Source organism: Stenotrophomonas sp. T8 (assembly GCF_051853085.1).
GTDB classification, from domain to species: Bacteria; Pseudomonadota; Gammaproteobacteria; order Xanthomonadales; family Xanthomonadaceae; genus Stenotrophomonas; species Stenotrophomonas sepilia.
The window spans coordinates 1171193-1186546 of the sequence record NZ_CP195329.1; the positions used below are offsets into that span (position 1 = coordinate 1171193).

A 15354-nucleotide genomic window follows, 5' to 3' on the forward strand; every position below is an offset into this window, starting at 1 on the left:
CCGCTGGCCGGCATCATTTCCGGTGGGTGCCGACCGTTGGTCGGCACACCCTAGCCTTATTCCGCCACCACGCGCCCACGCAGCGAGTTGGTAAGCGCTTCGGTGATCAGCACATCCACGAACTGGCCGATCAACCGCGCAGGCGCCGGGAAATTCACCGACCGCATGTTCTCGGTCTTGCCGGTCAGTTCGTTCGGGTTCTTGCGCGACGGCCCTTCCACCAGCACGGTCTGCACGGTACCGACCATCTTCTGCGAGATGCTGGCGGCGTGCGCATTGATGCGCTCCTGCAGGCGCGACAGGCGAGCGTGCTTCTCGGCATCGCTGATCGTGTCCTCCAGATCGGCCGCCGGTGTACCCGGTCGACGCGAATAGATGAAGGAGAAACTGTGGTCGAAGCCGATGTCCTCGATCAGCTTCATGGTCTTCTCGAAGTCGGCATCGGTCTCGCCGGGGAAGCCGACGATGAAGTCCGAGCTGATGGAAATGTCCGGGCGCACCGCGCGCAGCTTGCGGATCTTCGACTTGAATTCCAGCGCGGTGTAGCCGCGCTTCATCGCCGACAGCACGCGGTCGCTGCCGGCCTGCACCGGCAGGTGCAGGAAGTTGGCCAGCTGCGGAACGTCGCGGAACGCGTCGATCAGCGAATCGCTGAACTCGAGCGGGTGCGAGGTGGTGAAGCGGATGCGGCCGACCCCATCGATCTCGGCGATGGTGCGGATCAGCAGGCCGAGGTCGGCAAACTCACCGTCTCCATATGGGCCGCGATAGGCGTTGACGTTCTGGCCGAGCAGGTTGATCTCGCGCACGCCCTGCGCGGCGAGCTGCGCCACTTCCACCACCACGTCCTCGAACGGGCGGCTGACTTCGGTGCCGCGGGTGTAGGGCACCACGCAGAACGAGCAGTACTTGGAACAGCCTTCCATGATCGACACGAACGCCGAGGCACCTTCGGCGCGTGGCTCGGGCAGGCGGTCGAACTTCTCGATCTCGGGGAAGCTGATGTCCACCTGCGGGCGCTTCTGCTCGCGCCGCGCGCGGATCAGTTCCGGCAGGCGATGCAGGGTCTGCGGGCCGAACACAAGGTCCACGAACGGGGCGCGCTTGATGATCGCTTCGCCTTCCTGCGAGGCAACGCAGCCGCCCACGCCGATGATGACCTCGCGGCCCTTGTTCTTCAGGCCCTTCCACACGCCGAGTTGGCTGAACACCTTCTCCTGCGCCTTCTCGCGGATGGAGCAGGTGTTGACCAGGATGACGTCGGCGTCGTCCGGGCTGTCGGTCAGTTCCAGGCCATCGCTGGCGGCAAGCACGTCAGCCATCTTGGCCGAGTCGTACTCGTTCATCTGGCAACCGTGGGTCTTGATGTACAGCTTGCCCTTGACCTGGTCGGGCTTGCGCGGACCAGCGGGCAGGGCAACGAGCGGGGTACCGCCCGGGGTGGCGGGCGGAAAGACGTCTGGCGTCCCGGTCATGGCGCTTAATCCATTCGGGTGGCGGGAAAGCGGGCAATTCTACCCGCATCCCGCGCCAGCCGCCGCGCCCTTGTAGAGCCGAGCCCACGCTCGGCTGCTCTTCCCGCTTCCCATGGGGCAGCCTGGCATGGCCTGGCTCTACTGAAGCCAGCCGAGCGTGGGCTCGGCTCTACAAGGAAAGCCAGCCGGCGCTGCTTATGCCGCCGCCAGCTCCGCATCGATCTGCCGCGAACGGTCGAAGGCGGTCATCGCGCTCATCCGTGCGATGTAATCAGCCGTGGCCGGCGCAGGCTGCACCAGACCGAAGGCCGTGGTCCAGGCCAGCGCATTGCCCCACAGCACGTCGGCGGCACTCATCGTCTCGCCGAGCAGGTAGCGACCCTGTGCCAGCTGGGCCTCGACCACCTGCAGCACGGTCTCGGCGTCGTTGTACGGCGACATCATGCGCGGCGGCGGCTCGCGGTGCATCGCCTTGTCGATCATCGCCGGCTCGAAACAGGCACCGTAGAAGGCCATCCAGCGCAGGTAGGGCCCGCGCAGGGCATCGCCGATCGGCGGCGCCAGCCCGGCTTCCGGATACAGGTCGGCCAGGTACAGATAAATGGCCACCTGTTCGGTCACCAGCGCGCCGTTGTGGACGATGGCCGGCACCTTGCCCATCGGGTTGATGGCCAGATAGGCCGGGGCCAGGTTGGCGCCGGCCTTCAGGTCCAGCACCTGCATGCGGTAGTCGGCACCCAGCGCTTCGAGCAGGGCCACGGCGCCGCTCGAGCGGGATCGGGCGGCGTGATAAAGGGTGATCTGGCGTGAGGTCATGGCATTGCTCCTTGCGGTGGGTGGTGAACTGGAAGCCATCCTGGGGCACCATTGCGGACGACTTCTGTCCTCGATTCTTCATGCGCCATACCGCCCATCGACTGCTGCGCCTGATCGCCCTGCTGCAGGCCCGCCGCCAGTGGTCCGGGGCTGAGCTGGCCGAGCGCATGGGCGTGGACCGGCGCAGCATCCGGCGTGATATCGAGCGGCTGCGCGAACTGGGCTATCCGGTCCGGGCCTCGTCGGGGGTCGGTGGCGGCTATCAGCTGGGGGCCGGGGCACCGGTACTGCCGATGCTGCTGGACGAGGAAGAGGCGACCACCCTGGCGATCGCGCTGCGGGCCGCGTCCGCGACCGTCGCTGGCATCGACGACACCGCCCGGGGCCTGTTGTCCAAGCTCGACCCGCTGGTGCCGACCCGTCGCCGCCAGCAGGCCGGCGAGGTGCATGCGGCGACGGCCACCCTGTCCGACCTTCCCTCCACCGACGCACGCCTGCTGGGACGGCTGGCCCAGCATTGCCGGCAGGCGTCACGGCTGGCCTTCGAGTACCGCAGTGCGCAGGAGGCGGTGACCCAGCGCGAGGTCGAGGCGCAGCACCTGGTCAACTATGGGCGGCGCTGGTACCTGCTGGCCTGGGATCTGGGCCGGCAGGACTGGCGCACCCTGCGCGTGGACCGGATGGGCGCGGTGCGCGAATGCGCCGGGCCGGGCATGCATCGACGCACGCCCGCGCCCCCGGACGTGATGGTGCGGCAGGCGGTCAGCCAGGCGCCCTTCGCGCTGCAGGCCATCGTCCGCCTGGCCGGCAGCCGCACCGAGCTGGAAGGGCGCATCCCGCCGTGGTGTGGGGTGCTGGAGGCTGATGGCGCCGACCATTGCCTGTTGCGCATGGGCGCCGAGAGCGGCGGCATGATGCTGGCGCAGATCCTCAGCCTGGACCGGGTGCCGGTGGCGTTGTGGACCACACCGCCGGGCCTGCGCGATGAGCTGGCACAGCGTTTGGCCGGATTGGGCCAGGTGCTGGCTGTGCCGCCGGTCACAGGCTGAGCCGCGTCGCTTGGCAAGCCCCGGCGAAGCTGGGACACTCGCGGCATGAAGGGGATACTGGGGACAACGGCGATCATCATCGCTGCGCTGACCGCTGCGCCGGCCAGCGCCGGCACCCTGTACAAGTGCCAGGGCGCCGACGGGGTCACCAGCTACGTGAGCAAGCGAGTGGCCGGCGCGCGCTGCAGCAGCATCAGCTACAGCCGCGATACCCGCCCGGCACCGCGCCCCGTGGTGGCCGCACCGAAGCCTGCGCCGACCTCGGTGGCCAGCATCGAACGCAATCCGGTCGCTGTGGCGGCCAGCGCTGCTGCGCCCGCTGCGGTCGCGCCGACGCCTGCTGCACCCGCGCCTGCCGCGGCACCGACGGCCTCGCGGGCCGGGCGGATGGTCAGCGGCCACGTCTATTCCTTCATGAAGGATGGGGTGCGCCACTACACCAGTGCGCGGCCGACCCAGGTGGCCAACCTCGGTCCGGTGCGCACCATCCGCTACAGTTTCATGGAGCGCTGCTACGCGTGCGGCGTCAACCCGCGCGTGGACTTCGGTTCGGTGCGCCTGAACACCACCGCGTTCCAGGCCGAGATCACCTCGGCGGCACGCGAGTTCGGCGTCGAGGAGGCCGTGGTGCGTGCCATCATCCACGCCGAATCGGCCTACAACCCGACCGCGCTCAGCCGCGCCGGCGCGCAGGGGCTGATGCAGCTGATGCCGCCGACAGCCGCGCGCTTCGGGGTCAGCGATTCCTATGATGCGGGGCAGAACATCCGTGGTGGCGTGCAGTATCTTGCGTGGTTGCTGAAGCGCTTCAATGGCGACCTGACCCTGGCCGCGGCCGGCTACAACGCCGGCGAAGGCGCGGTCGACCGCCACGGTGGCGTGCCGCCCTACAGCGAGACCCAGTACTACGTGCGCCGGGTTGGGCAGCTGGCCGAGCGTTACCGCACCGCCCTGAGTCACCAGTAGGTGCCGACCGTTGGTCGGCACTCCTTTGAAAGGTAGTGCCGGCCGCTGGCCGGCAACCCCGTAATCAATGTTGTTGCAATGCGTTGTGTGGCGCGCGACGGTTCCGCTACACTCGCCCATGATTCAATGCGGCTCTGGCCCCCACCGGATCCGCTGGCAGCCTTAAAGCTACCTAATCAATATCGGAGTGCCGGATGGCCAACGATGGGGTACACGATCCAGTCAACACCGGACGTCGGCGTTTTCTTTCTGCCACCACTGCTGTGGTTGGCGCCGTCGGCGTCGGATTCACCGCCGTTCCTTTCATCAAATCCTGGAACCCCAGTGCCCGCGCCAAGCTTGCCGGTGCACCGGTCGTGGCCGACATCAGCGCCCTGCAGGAAGGCCAACGCCTGATCGTGGAGTGGCGTGGCCAGCCGATCTGGATCGTCAAGCGGTCCAAGGCGATCCTGGATGCACTGCACGGGCTGGATGGCCGCCTCAAGGACCCCGAGTCCGGCGAGAAGGACCAGCAGCCGGACTACGTGCTGAAGCAGAACCCCGAGCTGCGCTCGATCAAGCCGGACATCTCCGTGCTGGTCGGCCTGTGCACGCACCTGGGCTGCTCGCCGGAAATGGTCGCCGAGATCCGGCCCGAGCCCTATGACCCGCAGTGGAAGGGGGGCTACTTCTGCCCCTGCCACAAGTCGCGCTTCGACATGTCCGGCCGCGTCTTCAAGGATGTGCCGGCGCCGATCAACCTGAAGGTGCCCGCGCACCACTACCAGGACGACAACACCATCATCATCGGTGTCGATCCGCAGGGGGCTGCCTGATGGCCAATATCCTCAGCCGTACCGCCAGCGGCGTCGCCGACTGGGTCAATGCCCGCGCGCCGGGCCTGATGCCGGTCTATCGCAAGCACGTCAGCGAGTACTACGCGCCGAAGAACTTCAACATCTGGTACTACTTCGGCTCGCTGGCACTGCTGGTGCTGGTCAACCAGATCGTCACCGGCATCTTCCTGACGATGCACTACAAGACCAGCGCCGCGGAGGCGTTCGGCTCCATCGAATACATCATGCGTGATGTGGAGTGGGGCTGGCTGATCCGCTACATGCACTCCACCGGCGCCTCGCTGTTCTTCATCGTGGTCTACCTGCACATGTTCCGCGGCCTGCTGTACGGCAGCTACCAGAAGCCGCGCGAGCTGGTGTGGATCCTGGGCATGCTGATCTACCTGGTGCTGATGGCCGAAGCCTTCATGGGCTATGTGCTGCCGTGGGGCCAGATGTCGTTCTGGGGCGCCAAGGTGATCATCTCGCTGTTCGGCGCGATACCGGTGATCGGCAACGGCCTGACCGAATGGATCATGGGCGATTACCTGCCCAGTGACGCCACGCTCAACCGCTTCTTCGCATTGCACGTCATCGCACTGCCGCTGGTGCTGCTGTTGCTGGTGGTGCTGCATCTGGGCGCGCTGCACGAAGTGGGGTCGAACAACCCCGATGGCGTGGAGATCAAGAAAGGACCGAAGGGCAACCGCTGGTCGCCGAATGCGCCGGCCGACGGTATTCCGTTCCACCCGTACTACACGCTCAAGGATGGTGTCGGCGCCGGCTTCCTGCTGATCATCGCCGCCTTCATCATCTTCTTCGCACCGGGCTTCGGCGGCCTGTTCCTGGAACACGACAACTTCACCGAGGCCAACCGCCTGGTGACCCCCGAACACATCAAGCCGGTCTGGTACTACACGCCGTACTACGCGATGTTGCGCGTGGTACCGAACAAGCTCGGTGGCGTGCTGGTCATGTTCTCGGCCATTGCGATCCTGTTCCTGGTGCCGTGGCTGGACAAGGCCAGGGTAAAGTCGGTGCGCTACCGCGGCTGGATCTCGAAGGTGATGCTGGGCGTGCTGGCGGTGTGCTTCGTGTGGCTGGGCGTGATCGGCTCCGGCCCGGGCACCGACGTGCATGAAACCTACATCGGGCGGGTGCTGACCTTCCTGTACTTCGCGTTCTTCATCACCATGCCGCTATGGACAAGGTTGGACAAGACCAAGCCGGTACCGGAGAGGGTGACCACGCATGACTGAGCGCTGGATTGTCCGGCTGGCCCTGACGGCCACCCTGATGCTGGGCAGTTTCCTGGCCTCCGCCGCCGAGGGCGGCACCAAGCTGCTGCAGGCCGGCAACGACCTCGGTGACCGCGCCTCGCTGCAGCGGGGTGCGCAGCTGTACATGAACTACTGCTCCGGCTGCCATGCGCTGAAGTACCTGCGCTACTCGCGGATGGCGCAGGACCTGGGCCTGACCGAAGAAGAGGTGATGAACAACCTCAACTTCACCGGCTCGGCGATCGGCGACCCGATCCCGGTGGCGATGCCCAAGGAGAACGCGGAGAAGTGGTTCGGCAAGATGCCGCCCGATCTCAGCCTGATCTCGCGCGTGCGGGGCAGTGACTGGGTTTACACCTATCTCAAGTCGTTCTATCTGGACAGCAGCCGCCCGCTGGGCTGGAACAACGCGCTGTTCGCCAACGCCTCCATGCCCAACCCGCTGTGGGAGATGCAGGGGCTGCAGCATGCGGTGCACGGCAAGGCGGAAGCGCCCGGCATGGACCCGCCGGTGACCGGCCTGAAGATTGAAACGCCGGGATCGGTCGATGCCGGGCAGTACGACCAGGCCGTGCGGGACATCACCAACTTCCTCGAATACGCCGGCGAACCGGCCGCACTCAAGCGCCAGCAGCTGGGCGTGTGGGTGATCCTGTTCCTGGCCCTGCTGACCTTCCTGCTGTATCTGCTGAAGAAGGAATACTGGAAGGACGTTCACTGATTCTGGCGCCGGCCATCGCGTGGGCCTATTGGCTTTTGTGATGGTCGGTTGCACACTCGGGGAGGAGTCGACCGCTGGCACGGTGCCGGCGGCGCCGATGCGGCAGGCGGTCTCCTGTCGTGGGAGAGCCTTTGATGGCGGCGAGCGTACGCATGCGCAATACACTGACGCTGTTTTCCTCGAACGACGACGTACTGTGCCACCGTGTACGCCTGGTCCTGGCGGCCAAGGGCGTCACCTTCGACTTCGTTCCGGTCGATCCGCAGAACCCGCCTGAAGACCTGATCGACCTCAATCCGTACCACTCGGTGCCGACCCTGGTCGAACGCGAGCTGGTGCTGTACGCCGCATCGGTGGTCAGCGAATACCTGGATGAGCGCTACCCGCATCCGCCACTGATGCCGGTCGACCCGCTGTCGCGTGCGCGCATCCGCCTGGCCATGCTGCGCATCGAGCACGACTGGGTGCCGCAGGTGCAGGCCATCCAGCTGGGCAACAAGACCCAGGCCGAGGCCGGGCGCAAGCGCCTGAAGGAACTGCTGACCGCCTCGCTGCCGCTGTTCAAGGCCAGCAAATTCTTCCTCAATCCGGAAATGAGCCTGGCCGACTGCGCGATGGCGCCGATCATCTGGCGCCTGCAGTCGCTGGATGTGCCGCTGCCGAAGGATGGCAAGGCGATCGAGGACTACGGCAACCGCATCTTCCGCCATCCCGGATTTGTCCGCAGCCTGACCGAGCAGGAAAAGAAACTGCGCGATCTGCCGGTCTGATCCGTCCCCGCGTTACCCGTCTGCAGGCCGACCGGCGTGCAGACGATCCGCCCCGGCGGGGCGCCGGGCGCGTACACTTCACGCATGACCGAAGACTTCTTCCACATGACCAGCCACCGCCCGTACCTGCTGCGGGCGCTGGTGGAATGGATCAACGACAACCAGCTGACCCCGCACATCCTGGTCGACGCCGGCGTCCCCGGCGTGCAGGTCCCGCCTTCGGCGGTCAAGGATGGCCGGGTCGTGCTCAACATCGCCGAACGTGCTGTCGTGCGGCTGATGATCGACAACGAAATGGTGAGCTTCTCGGCCCGCTTCTCCGGAACCAGCTACCCGGTGCAGGTGCCGATCAGCGCCGTGCTGGCGGTCTACGCCCGCGAGACCGGGCAGGGCATGGCATTGCCGGATGACATTCCGGGCAACGAAACCGCACCGACCAGCGATGAGCTGCTGCACGAGGAAGGCACGCCGCCGGACGACACGCCGCCGGCCAGTCCGCCACCGAAGGGCCGCCCGAACCTGCGCGTGGTCAAGTAACCATTCTGACGCCGCCCGATGGGCGGCGTTTTTCTTTGCCCGTTTGGCGGTGGGTGCCGACCGTTGGCCGGCACATCTTCAAACCCTAGGCATCCTCGGCATCCTCCGCATCCGGCCGGATCTGGCTGATCCGCGCGGCACCGGGGCCGGTGAACGAAATCAGCTGGTCGCCACGCAGCACCATGCGGCCCACGTGGCGATCGATGCCATCGTAGGAATACTCGAACTTGAAGGTGCGCTCGAAACCGAGCCGGCCATCCTCGCCACGCGACAGTCGCAGGCCGGTGGCGTGCACCGCCTGGTCCAGCCACTGCACGTCGGCGGCGCGGCAGGCATTGCGTCCCAGCTCGACCGCGCGCTCGGCGGCCGAGCGTGCGGCGTTCCAGAAGAAGTAGATGATTCCGCCGGCAATCAGCAACAGCAGCAGGGTAGGCATGGCGTCAGCCGTCAGAGGTCGATCCGGCAAAGATGGCGGCGAACGCGCGCTGGATCAAGCACGGGTATCACCGGCTCGGCGGTGGCTGGCCCGTCATCGGTGCTGCGGGCGCGTTGGCCGGTACGGCCTGCATCGGCGCTGCGGAGGGTGACGGCATCACCAATGGCGCGGTCGCGGTCAACTGCAGCAGGGCCGCCCAGTCCTGGCGGTTGAAGCTGCATTCGTCCTCGCGGCCCGGCGTGCAGCTGGGGTCGATGCCGGTGCTGTTGCGTTCGCGTGCCGGGGGCAGCTTGATCAATCCGGTACGGTCCAGCGGCAGCAGGCGCATTGCCACGGTGTTCATCACGTTGCCACCGACCAGGTACAGGGTCTGGTCGCCCCCCAGGTTGGCAGCCACCACCACTTCGCAATGCGATTTCCAGTGGCCCACCGAACCGTTGCCCAGCGCCTGCACCAGCCCGCTGTAGCTGAGCGTCGTGCTGCGGTCGCGCAGGAAGCACAACAGATCGCCCGGTGCGGGCTTTGCGGTCGCGGGATCGACCAGCCGGTACGGCACGCCCGAGGGGCCGCCCTGGTACGCGGCACGGATGTAGTCGATGTGGCGCGGCGACGTGTTGAAGCCGGGAACGCCGGCCTGCACCATCACCCAGGAAATGAAAGCGGCCGACCACGGATTGTCGATCAGGAAGGCGCGGCAGTCGCTGTCGGTGTAGCGCGTACCCAGCGGTGCCACGCAGCTGCTGGCACCGGCGATGCTGCCCATCGCGTTGAGCGTGCCGCTGTTGCGCCAGTAGCCGGCCACGCGCTGCCAGGCAATCAGCCCGTTGTCGGCCAGGTGTTCGTTCTCGGCCTCGGTGACACTCAGACTCGCCGCGCGGCCATCGCGATCGATGAAGGGCCGGAACCAGAGCCGGTGTTCATTGCAGGCGGTATTGCGGATGGCCACCGCCAATGGGCTCAGGCCGAAGCGGGGAGGGACATCGCAGGCTTCAGCGGCTGCGGCGGACAAGGGGGCTGCCGCGAGCAGCAGACAGGCAGGCAAGAGCATCCGGCGCATGCGCGGCTCCTGTGGGGGATGCCCGCAGCGTCGCAGAGGCTGGCGTAGCCGAGCCGTGAAGGCGCCCGGGTCGTGTAGAGGCGAGCCTACGCTCGGCTCCACAAGGTCGCGTAGGCCTCAAGCCGGCGGCGGGCCCAGCTTCAACGACAGATCGATGGCCTGCACATGCTTGGTCAGCCCGCCGATGGAGATGCAATCGACGCCATCCTCGGCGATCGAACGCAGGCCGCCCAGGCCGACGCTGCCGGAGACTTCCAGCGGAATGCGCCCGGCCGTGATGCGCACCGCCTCGCGGCGCAGGTCGGGACTGAAGTCATCCAGCAGGATGCGTTCGCAACCGGCTTCGAGCGCCTGGCGCAGCTGTGCCAGGTCTTCGACCTCGACCACCAGTGGCAGCGCAGGCCACTGCCGGCGTGCGGCGGCCACCGCCGCGGCCAGCGAACCGGCAGCACGGATGTGGTTCTCCTTCACCATCACCGTGTCGTACAGGCCGAAGCGATGGTTCTCGCCGCCGCCGCAGCGCACCGCGTACTTCTGTGCCAGGCGCAGGCCGGGCAGGGTCTTGCGGGTGTCGAGGATGCGGGTACCGGTACCGGCCACCGCAGCCACGTAGCGGGCAGTGGTGGTCGCGGTGCCGGACAGCGTCTGCAGGAAGTTCAGCGATGTGCGCTCGGCACTGACCAGGCTGCGGCTGCGCCCGTGCAGCAGGGCCAGCACGGTGCCGGCGGTGACGGCATCGCCTTCGGCGATGTGCCATTCAATGCGCACGTCAGGGTCGAGCGCGCGATGGGTGGCGTCGAACCAGGGCCGCCCGGCGATCACCGCATCCTGCTTGCACAGCAGGTAGGCGCTGTCGGCCTGGTCGGGGAGCAGGGCGGCGGTGACGTCACCGCTGCCCAGGTCCTCGGCCAGCGCGCGCGCGACATCGGCGGCGACAACGGCCGCATCCGGCGTCGGCAGCGTGCTCATGCGGCCGGGAAGTCGGCGATCTGGGCGGTCGGAATGGCTTCCTCGGCCAGCAGCACCGGGATGCCGTCGTCGACGCGGAACACCTGCTTGCGGTCACGGGTGACCAGCGCCTCGCGCAGCGGCTGCGCCAGCGGGTTGCCATCGGCCTTGGTCACCGTGCCGGCGGAAATGGCCTTGTTGAGGGCTTCCAGGCCCTTGCCATCCAGCAGGGACAGGGGCTGGCGGGTGTCCGGGGACACCAGCAGGTCGAGCAGCTTGCGATCCATGGTTCTTCGTCTTGCGTGGAAGACGGCTAGAATACGTCTTTAAGGCAGGTGACGGCCAATGACCCCCAACCCGATCGCGCCGCTTGTCGGCATCGTCATGGGTTCCCGTTCCGACTGGGAAACCATGCAGCACGCCGCCCAGAAGCTTGAAGCCCTGGGTGTTCCGTTCGAAGTGAAGGTGGTGTCCGCGCATCGGACGCCGGATGTGTTGTTCAGTTACGCCGAGCAGGCGGGCCCGCGTGGCCTGCGCGCGATCATCGCCGGTGCCGGCGGGGCCGCGCACCTCCCGGGCATGATCGCGGCCAAGACCGCCGTGCCGGTGCTGGGCGTGCCGGTGCAGTCCAAGGCCCTCAACGGAATGGATTCCCTGCTGTCGATCGTGCAGATGCCGGCCGGCATCCCGGTCGCCACCTTCGCCATCGGCAACGCCGGCGCCTCCAACGCCGCGCTGTTCGCGGCGGCGATGCTGGCCAGCGACCAGCCGGCGATCGGCCAGGCGCTCGATGCCTTCCGTGCACGCCAGACCGAAGACGTGATGGCCCACGACGATCCGCGCCAATGAGCCTGACTGTCGGCATCCTGGGCGGCGGCCAGCTCGCCCGCATGATGGTCCTGGCCGGTGCGCCGCTGGGGCTTCGCTTCGAACTGTACGACCCGGCCGCCGACGCCTGCAGCGGCCCGCTGGCGCCGCTCACCGTGGGCGCCTTCGATGACCGCCAGGCCCTGGCGGACTTCGCCGCCAAGGTCGATGTGGTCACCTTCGATTTCGAGAACGTACCTGCCGACAGTGCAGAGTTCCTGGCCGACCGCGTGCCGGTCTATCCGCCGCCGGCCGCGCTGGCGGTGGCCCAGGACCGGTTGAGCGAGAAGACCCTGTTCCAGCAGCTGGGTATTCCGCTGCCGGCCTTCGCCGACATCCGTAACCGCGACGAGCTGGCGGCGAAGGCGGCTGAGTTCGGCCTGCCGTGCATCCTCAAGACCCGCCGCCTCGGCTACGACGGCAAGGGTCAGTTCCGCCTGCGCAGCGAAGCCGACATCGACGCCGCATGGGATGCGCTCGGTGCCCAGGTGGAGCGCACCGGACTGATCCTGGAGGGCTTCGTGGCCTTCCAACGCGAGGTCAGCGTGGTGGCCGTGCGTGGCCGCGATGGCAGCTTCGAAGCCTGGCCGGTCACCGGCAACTGGCATGTCGACGGCGTGCTGTCGGCCAGCGTGGCACCAGCGGTGCTGTCCGACGCCGAGCAGCAGGCAGCGATCGGCTATGCCCGCCGCGTCGCCGAGCACCTGCAGTATGTGGGCGTGTTCGCACTGGAGCTGTTCTGTCGCGACGGCGAACTGCTGGCCAACGAGATGGCACCGCGCGTGCACAACTCCGGGCACTGGACCATCGAAGGCAGCGAGACCTCGCAGTTCGAGAATCACCTGCGTGCCGTGCTGGGCCTGCCACTGGGCAGCACCCGCATGCTCGGCCATGCCTGCATGCTGAACTGGCTGGGCGCGATGCCCGATCCGGCGCCGGTGCTGGGTCAGGCCAGTGGCCATTGGCACGATTACGGCAAGGAGCCGCGCGAAGGTCGCAAGGTCGGCCACGCCACGTTGCGCGACGATGATGCCGCTGCATTGGCCGATGCGCTGGACCAGGTCGGCCTGGAGCTGGACCGCCAGGCCCAGGTGGCGCCGGCAGTGCACGCGCTGCGCAACCGCTGAGCCCGGGCGTGCCGGCCAATGGCCGGCACAACCCTGTATGCCTGCAACGGTGTGGCGCGCCGGTGCAGGCATCGGCGCACCATTGCCGGTGGTAGCGTGGAGCTCCTTTCACAGGAGTCACGACCATGCTTGACTGGAATGCCTACCGCAAGGAACTGAAGGGCCGCATCGGCGAGATCGGCAAGCTCTCGCCGGACACGGTCAAGGGCTACGCCACCCTGGCCAATGCCGGTGCCCAGACCAACCACCTGGATGCCAAGACCCGTGAGCTGATCGCATTGGCGGTGGCGGTGACCACCCGCTGCGACGGCTGCATCACCGTGCACGTGGACGCTGCGCTGACGCAGGGCGCCAGTCGCGAGGAAATCGCCGAAGCACTGGGCGTGGCGGTGTCGCTCAATGCCGGCGCGGCGCTGGTGTACTCGGCGCGGGTGATGGACGCGGTGGCTGCGCACGAGAACGCGTGACGCTCCGCTCTGCATTTCGGTAGTGCCGGCCGCTGGCCGGCAACCCCGGCATCCTTGTGCGTCCAGTGGGTTGCCGGCCAGCGGCCGGCACTACCCCGGGACCGAGCCGCTGCCTCAGCGCAGCTGGCTCTCGGCGAATTCCCAGTTGACCATCTGCCAGAAGGCATCCAGGTAACGCGCGCGATCATTCTGGTAATCGGTGTAGTAGGCGTGCTCCCAGACATCGCAGCACAGCAGCGGGGTGCTTTCGCCGGTCAGTGGCGTGCCGGCGTTGCGGGTGGCCTGGATGCCGAGCTGGCCACCGGGGTGCTGCACCAGCCACACCCAGCCCGAGCCGAACAGGCCCAGCGCGGTGCGGTTGAATTCCTCACGCAGGCGCTGCGCATCACCGAACTGGCGCTTGACCAGCTCGCCCAGCCGGCCCTGCGGCTCGCCGCCGCCGCGCGGGCGCAGGCACTGCCAATAGAAGCCGTGGTTCCAGGCCTGGGCGGCCGCATCGAACAGCGTGCCCTGGGCATGGCGCACGATCTCTTCCAGTGACGCCTCCTCCCACTCGGTGCCGAGAGTGCCGGCGTTGACCGCGTCAACGTAGGCGCGGTGGTGGCGGCCGTGATGCAACTCAACGGTCTGCGCGGACAGGTGGGGCTGCAGGGAGCCGGGGAGGTAGGGCAGGGCAGGCAATTCGACGGGCATGGACAGGTTCGTGGCCAGGGGACGGCGGTAGCCTGTTCCATCTGCTTACAATGGCGGCTACCGTGGGCAGTCTAGCCGACCATCACGGTCGGTTTGTCCGGCGAAGCAAGGAGTGTGGTTGTGGCGGTAATGCAGCAAATCCAGGCCGAGGTCGATCGTTACCCGCTCGTGCTGTTCATGAAGGGCACCCCGCAATACCCGATGTGCGGCTTTTCCAGTCGCGCCGTGCAGGCGTTGATGGCAGCCGGCGCCGTCACCCTGCGCACTGTCAACGTGCTCGAAGAGCCGGAGATCCGCGCGAACCTGCCGCGCTTTTCCAATCTGCCGACCTTCCCGCAGCTGTTCATCAACGGTGAGTTGATCGGCGGCTGCGACATCGTCATGGAACTGTTTGAATCCGGCGAGCTCAAGCGCATCGTCGAAGAGGCGACCCAGGGATGAGTGCCTGGCCGTCGACGTCACCGACTGACGGGGCGATCGATGGCCGCCCGTTGCAGGATCGCGTCGTACTGGTCGCCGGCGCCGGGGGAGGGCTGGGCAGTGCCGCGGCGGTCGCCGCAGCCGCAGCCGGTGCCACCGTGGTCCTGCTGGGACGCAAGCCGCGCCGGCTGGACCGGGTCTATGCCCAGGTCCAGGCGGTCGGTCCGGAACCGCTTCTGTACCCGCTGGACCTGGAAGGCGCCAGTCCCGATGACTATGCCGAACTGGCCCAGGCCCTGCAGCGCGAGCTGGGGCGGCTGGATGGACTGCTGGTCTGCGCCGCGCATTTCCCCGGGCTGACTCCGTTTGAACTGGCTGACCCGGCCAGTTTCGCCCGTGCGGTCCATGTCACCCTGACCGCACCGGCCTGGCTGGCCCAGGCCTGCCTGCCGCTGCTGCGGCAACGCGAGGATGCCGCCATGGTGTTCGCGGTCGATGCCCCCGACCGGGTGGGGCAGGCCTATTGGGGGGGGTATGGCGTGGCCCAGCACGGCCTGCGTGGCCTGATCGCCAGCCTGCACGATGAACTGGGCCGCAGTCCCATCCGGGTCAGCGGCCTGTACCCCGGCCCCCTGCGCACGGCGCTTCGGGCCCGCGCCTATTCCGTGGACCAGGACCCGGCTGCGCAAGGCCCGGAAGCCGCGGCGGCCGCCGCGGTGACCCTGCTGTCCGCCGCTGGGAGCACCTGGCGCGGGCAGATTCTCGATGCCAGTGAGACGCCCCGGGAAAGGTGAGCCCTGTGGAAAGACGGAGTGAAGAACCCGTCACGATTGCGTTGCGAACCGGTGCCGTTTGTCGCACAACCGTCACAATGATGGCGTAGCGTGTTAATCTAGTGTTAACCGTTAGG

Annotated in this window: 19 protein-coding genes and 1 pseudogene; 13 read left to right on the forward strand and 7 right to left on the reverse strand. The window is 67.4% G+C overall.

Annotation, left to right across the window (positions count from 1 at the left end; all coding sequences use genetic code 11):
- Nucleotides 1-56 precede the first annotated feature (56 nt).
- Both miaB and ACSDHM_RS05460 read right to left on the reverse strand, forming a co-directional pair.
- Nucleotides 57-1475 (reverse strand): tRNA (N6-isopentenyl adenosine(37)-C2)-methylthiotransferase MiaB, encoded by a 1419-nt coding sequence (miaB, locus tag ACSDHM_RS05455; RefSeq protein WP_072166757.1) that lies wholly within the window; start codon nucleotides 1473-1475, stop codon nucleotides 57-59.
- A gap of 195 nt (nucleotides 1476-1670) precedes the next feature.
- Nucleotides 1671-2291, reverse strand: a complete 621-nt coding sequence (locus ACSDHM_RS05460) for a glutathione S-transferase family protein (protein WP_088497707.1) — start codon at nucleotides 2289-2291, stop codon at nucleotides 1671-1673.
- Between the two features lie 80 nt (nucleotides 2292-2371).
- On the opposite strand from ACSDHM_RS05460, the gene ACSDHM_RS05465 reads away from it, so the two are divergent.
- The 8 genes and pseudogenes from ACSDHM_RS05465 (at nucleotide 2372) to ACSDHM_RS05500 (ending at nucleotide 8429) form a co-directional block, all read left to right on the forward strand.
- Entirely contained in the window at nucleotides 2372-3340 is a 969-nt protein-coding gene (locus ACSDHM_RS05465; RefSeq protein ID WP_072166755.1) for a helix-turn-helix transcriptional regulator, read from the forward strand.
- 312 nt (nucleotides 3341-3652) lie between these two features.
- Nucleotides 3653-3766 (forward strand): annotated as a pseudogene (locus ACSDHM_RS05470) (lytic transglycosylase domain-containing protein); the annotation flags it as partial.
- A gap of 75 nt (nucleotides 3767-3841) precedes the next feature.
- Nucleotides 3842-4306: a lytic transglycosylase domain-containing protein gene (locus ACSDHM_RS05475; protein WP_434556928.1), complete on the forward strand. Its 465-nt coding sequence runs from the start codon at nucleotides 3842-3844 to the stop codon at nucleotides 4304-4306.
- A gap of 194 nt (nucleotides 4307-4500) precedes the next feature.
- Nucleotides 4501-5121, forward strand: a complete 621-nt coding sequence (gene petA / locus ACSDHM_RS05480; protein ID WP_004151998.1) for a ubiquinol-cytochrome c reductase iron-sulfur subunit — start codon at nucleotides 4501-4503, stop codon at nucleotides 5119-5121.
- Nucleotides 5121-6380: a cytochrome b gene (locus ACSDHM_RS05485; protein WP_005408840.1), complete on the forward strand. Its 1260-nt coding sequence runs from the start codon at nucleotides 5121-5123 to the stop codon at nucleotides 6378-6380. Before petA ends, ACSDHM_RS05485 begins: the two co-directional genes overlap by 1 nt.
- On the forward strand, nucleotides 6373-7122 hold the full coding sequence (locus tag ACSDHM_RS05490) for a cytochrome c1 (RefSeq protein WP_088497709.1): 750 nt from the start codon (nucleotides 6373-6375) through the stop codon (nucleotides 7120-7122). The genes ACSDHM_RS05485 and ACSDHM_RS05490 overlap by 8 nt, the downstream gene beginning before the upstream one ends.
- A 134-nt stretch (nucleotides 7123-7256) precedes the next feature.
- A complete protein-coding gene (locus tag ACSDHM_RS05495) occupies nucleotides 7257-7892 on the forward strand; it encodes a glutathione S-transferase N-terminal domain-containing protein (RefSeq protein WP_005415948.1) in 636 nt (211 codons plus the stop codon).
- A gap of 84 nt (nucleotides 7893-7976) precedes the next feature.
- Nucleotides 7977-8429 carry a ClpXP protease specificity-enhancing factor gene (locus ACSDHM_RS05500; protein ID WP_005412806.1) on the forward strand — a complete coding sequence of 151 codons (453 nt, stop codon included), beginning with the start codon at nucleotides 7977-7979 and terminating at the stop codon, nucleotides 8427-8429.
- Nucleotides 8430-8514: 85 nt separating this feature from the next.
- Here the strand turns inward: ACSDHM_RS05500 and ACSDHM_RS05505 are convergent, their stop codons facing one another.
- The 4 genes from ACSDHM_RS05505 to ACSDHM_RS05520 all read right to left on the reverse strand — a co-directional run bounded on the left by ACSDHM_RS05505 (nucleotide 8515) and on the right by ACSDHM_RS05520 (nucleotide 11157).
- Nucleotides 8515-8865 carry a DUF3301 domain-containing protein gene (locus ACSDHM_RS05505; RefSeq protein WP_072166752.1) on the reverse strand — a complete coding sequence of 117 codons (351 nt, stop codon included), beginning with the start codon at nucleotides 8863-8865 and terminating at the stop codon, nucleotides 8515-8517.
- Between the two features lie 67 nt (nucleotides 8866-8932).
- Nucleotides 8933-9922, reverse strand: coding sequence for a DUF2272 domain-containing protein (locus ACSDHM_RS05510; RefSeq protein ID WP_072166751.1), 990 nt, complete (start codon nucleotides 9920-9922; stop codon nucleotides 8933-8935).
- 117 nt (nucleotides 9923-10039) lie between these two features.
- Entirely contained in the window at nucleotides 10040-10891 is an 852-nt protein-coding gene (gene nadC, locus ACSDHM_RS05515) for a nicotinate-nucleotide diphosphorylase (RefSeq protein WP_438915152.1), read from the reverse strand.
- Nucleotides 10888-11157, reverse strand: coding sequence for a Trm112 family protein (locus ACSDHM_RS05520; RefSeq protein ID WP_005415953.1), 270 nt, complete (start codon nucleotides 11155-11157; stop codon nucleotides 10888-10890). The genes nadC and ACSDHM_RS05520 overlap by 4 nt, the downstream gene beginning before the upstream one ends.
- 58 nt (nucleotides 11158-11215) lie before the next feature.
- Here ACSDHM_RS05520 and purE point away from each other — a divergent pair, with 58 nt between their 5' ends.
- The 3 genes from purE to ACSDHM_RS05535 all read left to right on the forward strand — a co-directional run bounded on the left by purE (nucleotide 11216) and on the right by ACSDHM_RS05535 (nucleotide 13331).
- Nucleotides 11216-11719: a 5-(carboxyamino)imidazole ribonucleotide mutase gene (gene purE / locus ACSDHM_RS05525; RefSeq protein WP_005412808.1), complete on the forward strand. Its 504-nt coding sequence runs from the start codon at nucleotides 11216-11218 to the stop codon at nucleotides 11717-11719.
- The gene (locus ACSDHM_RS05530) at nucleotides 11716-12864 is read left to right on the forward strand and encodes a 5-(carboxyamino)imidazole ribonucleotide synthase (RefSeq protein WP_438915153.1); all 1149 of its coding nucleotides are present in this window, start codon (nucleotides 11716-11718) and stop codon (nucleotides 12862-12864) included. Before purE ends, ACSDHM_RS05530 begins: the two co-directional genes overlap by 4 nt.
- A gap of 125 nt (nucleotides 12865-12989) precedes the next feature.
- Nucleotides 12990-13331 carry a carboxymuconolactone decarboxylase family protein gene (locus tag ACSDHM_RS05535; protein ID WP_438915154.1) on the forward strand — a complete coding sequence of 114 codons (342 nt, stop codon included), beginning with the start codon at nucleotides 12990-12992 and terminating at the stop codon, nucleotides 13329-13331.
- A 114-nt stretch (nucleotides 13332-13445) separates the two neighbouring features.
- Here ACSDHM_RS05535 and ACSDHM_RS05540 read toward each other — a convergent pair whose 3' ends face one another.
- Nucleotides 13446-14024 (reverse strand): superoxide dismutase, encoded by a 579-nt coding sequence (locus tag ACSDHM_RS05540; RefSeq protein ID WP_032954072.1) that lies wholly within the window; start codon nucleotides 14022-14024, stop codon nucleotides 13446-13448.
- A gap of 120 nt (nucleotides 14025-14144) precedes the next feature.
- Here ACSDHM_RS05540 and grxD point away from each other — a divergent pair, with 120 nt between their 5' ends.
- Nucleotides 14145-14465, forward strand: a complete 321-nt coding sequence (grxD, locus tag ACSDHM_RS05545) for a Grx4 family monothiol glutaredoxin (protein WP_005415957.1) — start codon at nucleotides 14145-14147, stop codon at nucleotides 14463-14465.
- Complete coding sequence (locus ACSDHM_RS05550; RefSeq protein WP_088497715.1) at nucleotides 14462-15238, forward strand: SDR family NAD(P)-dependent oxidoreductase; 777 nt, start codon at nucleotides 14462-14464, stop codon at nucleotides 15236-15238. Before grxD ends, ACSDHM_RS05550 begins: the two co-directional genes overlap by 4 nt.
- Nucleotides 15239-15354 lie beyond the last annotated feature (116 nt).

What these genes read in the sequence shown, in the direction of transcription:
- miaB (WP_072166757.1), bottom strand. Translation starts at nt 1,475, where the DNA reads ATGACCGGGACGCCAGACGTCTTTCCGCCCGCCACCCCGGGCGGTACC.
- ACSDHM_RS05460 (WP_088497707.1), bottom strand. Translation starts at nt 2,291, where the DNA reads ATGACCTCACGCCAGATCACCCTTTATCACGCCGCCCGATCCCGCTCG.
- ACSDHM_RS05465 (WP_072166755.1), top strand. Translation starts at nt 2,372, where the DNA reads ATGCGCCATACCGCCCATCGACTGCTGCGCCTGATCGCCCTGCTGCAG.
- ACSDHM_RS05475 (WP_434556928.1), top strand. Translation starts at nt 3,842, where the DNA reads ATGGAGCGCTGCTACGCGTGCGGCGTCAACCCGCGCGTGGACTTCGGT.
- petA (WP_004151998.1), top strand. Translation starts at nt 4,501, where the DNA reads ATGGCCAACGATGGGGTACACGATCCAGTCAACACCGGACGTCGGCGT.
- ACSDHM_RS05485 (WP_005408840.1), top strand. Translation starts at nt 5,121, where the DNA reads ATGGCCAATATCCTCAGCCGTACCGCCAGCGGCGTCGCCGACTGGGTC.
- ACSDHM_RS05490 (WP_088497709.1), top strand. Translation starts at nt 6,373, where the DNA reads ATGACTGAGCGCTGGATTGTCCGGCTGGCCCTGACGGCCACCCTGATG.
- ACSDHM_RS05495 (WP_005415948.1), top strand. Translation starts at nt 7,257, where the DNA reads ATGGCGGCGAGCGTACGCATGCGCAATACACTGACGCTGTTTTCCTCG.
- ACSDHM_RS05500 (WP_005412806.1), top strand. Translation starts at nt 7,977, where the DNA reads ATGACCGAAGACTTCTTCCACATGACCAGCCACCGCCCGTACCTGCTG.
- ACSDHM_RS05505 (WP_072166752.1), bottom strand. Translation starts at nt 8,865, where the DNA reads ATGCCTACCCTGCTGCTGTTGCTGATTGCCGGCGGAATCATCTACTTC.
- ACSDHM_RS05510 (WP_072166751.1), bottom strand. Translation starts at nt 9,922, where the DNA reads ATGCGCCGGATGCTCTTGCCTGCCTGTCTGCTGCTCGCGGCAGCCCCC.
- nadC (WP_438915152.1), bottom strand. Translation starts at nt 10,891, where the DNA reads ATGAGCACGCTGCCGACGCCGGATGCGGCCGTTGTCGCCGCCGATGTC.
- ACSDHM_RS05520 (WP_005415953.1), bottom strand. Translation starts at nt 11,157, where the DNA reads ATGGATCGCAAGCTGCTCGACCTGCTGGTGTCCCCGGACACCCGCCAG.
- purE (WP_005412808.1), top strand. Translation starts at nt 11,216, where the DNA reads ATGACCCCCAACCCGATCGCGCCGCTTGTCGGCATCGTCATGGGTTCC.
- ACSDHM_RS05530 (WP_438915153.1), top strand. Translation starts at nt 11,716, where the DNA reads ATGAGCCTGACTGTCGGCATCCTGGGCGGCGGCCAGCTCGCCCGCATG.
- ACSDHM_RS05535 (WP_438915154.1), top strand. Translation starts at nt 12,990, where the DNA reads ATGCTTGACTGGAATGCCTACCGCAAGGAACTGAAGGGCCGCATCGGC.
- ACSDHM_RS05540 (WP_032954072.1), bottom strand. Translation starts at nt 14,024, where the DNA reads ATGCCCGTCGAATTGCCTGCCCTGCCCTACCTCCCCGGCTCCCTGCAG.
- ACSDHM_RS05550 (WP_088497715.1), top strand. Translation starts at nt 14,462, where the DNA reads ATGAGTGCCTGGCCGTCGACGTCACCGACTGACGGGGCGATCGATGGC.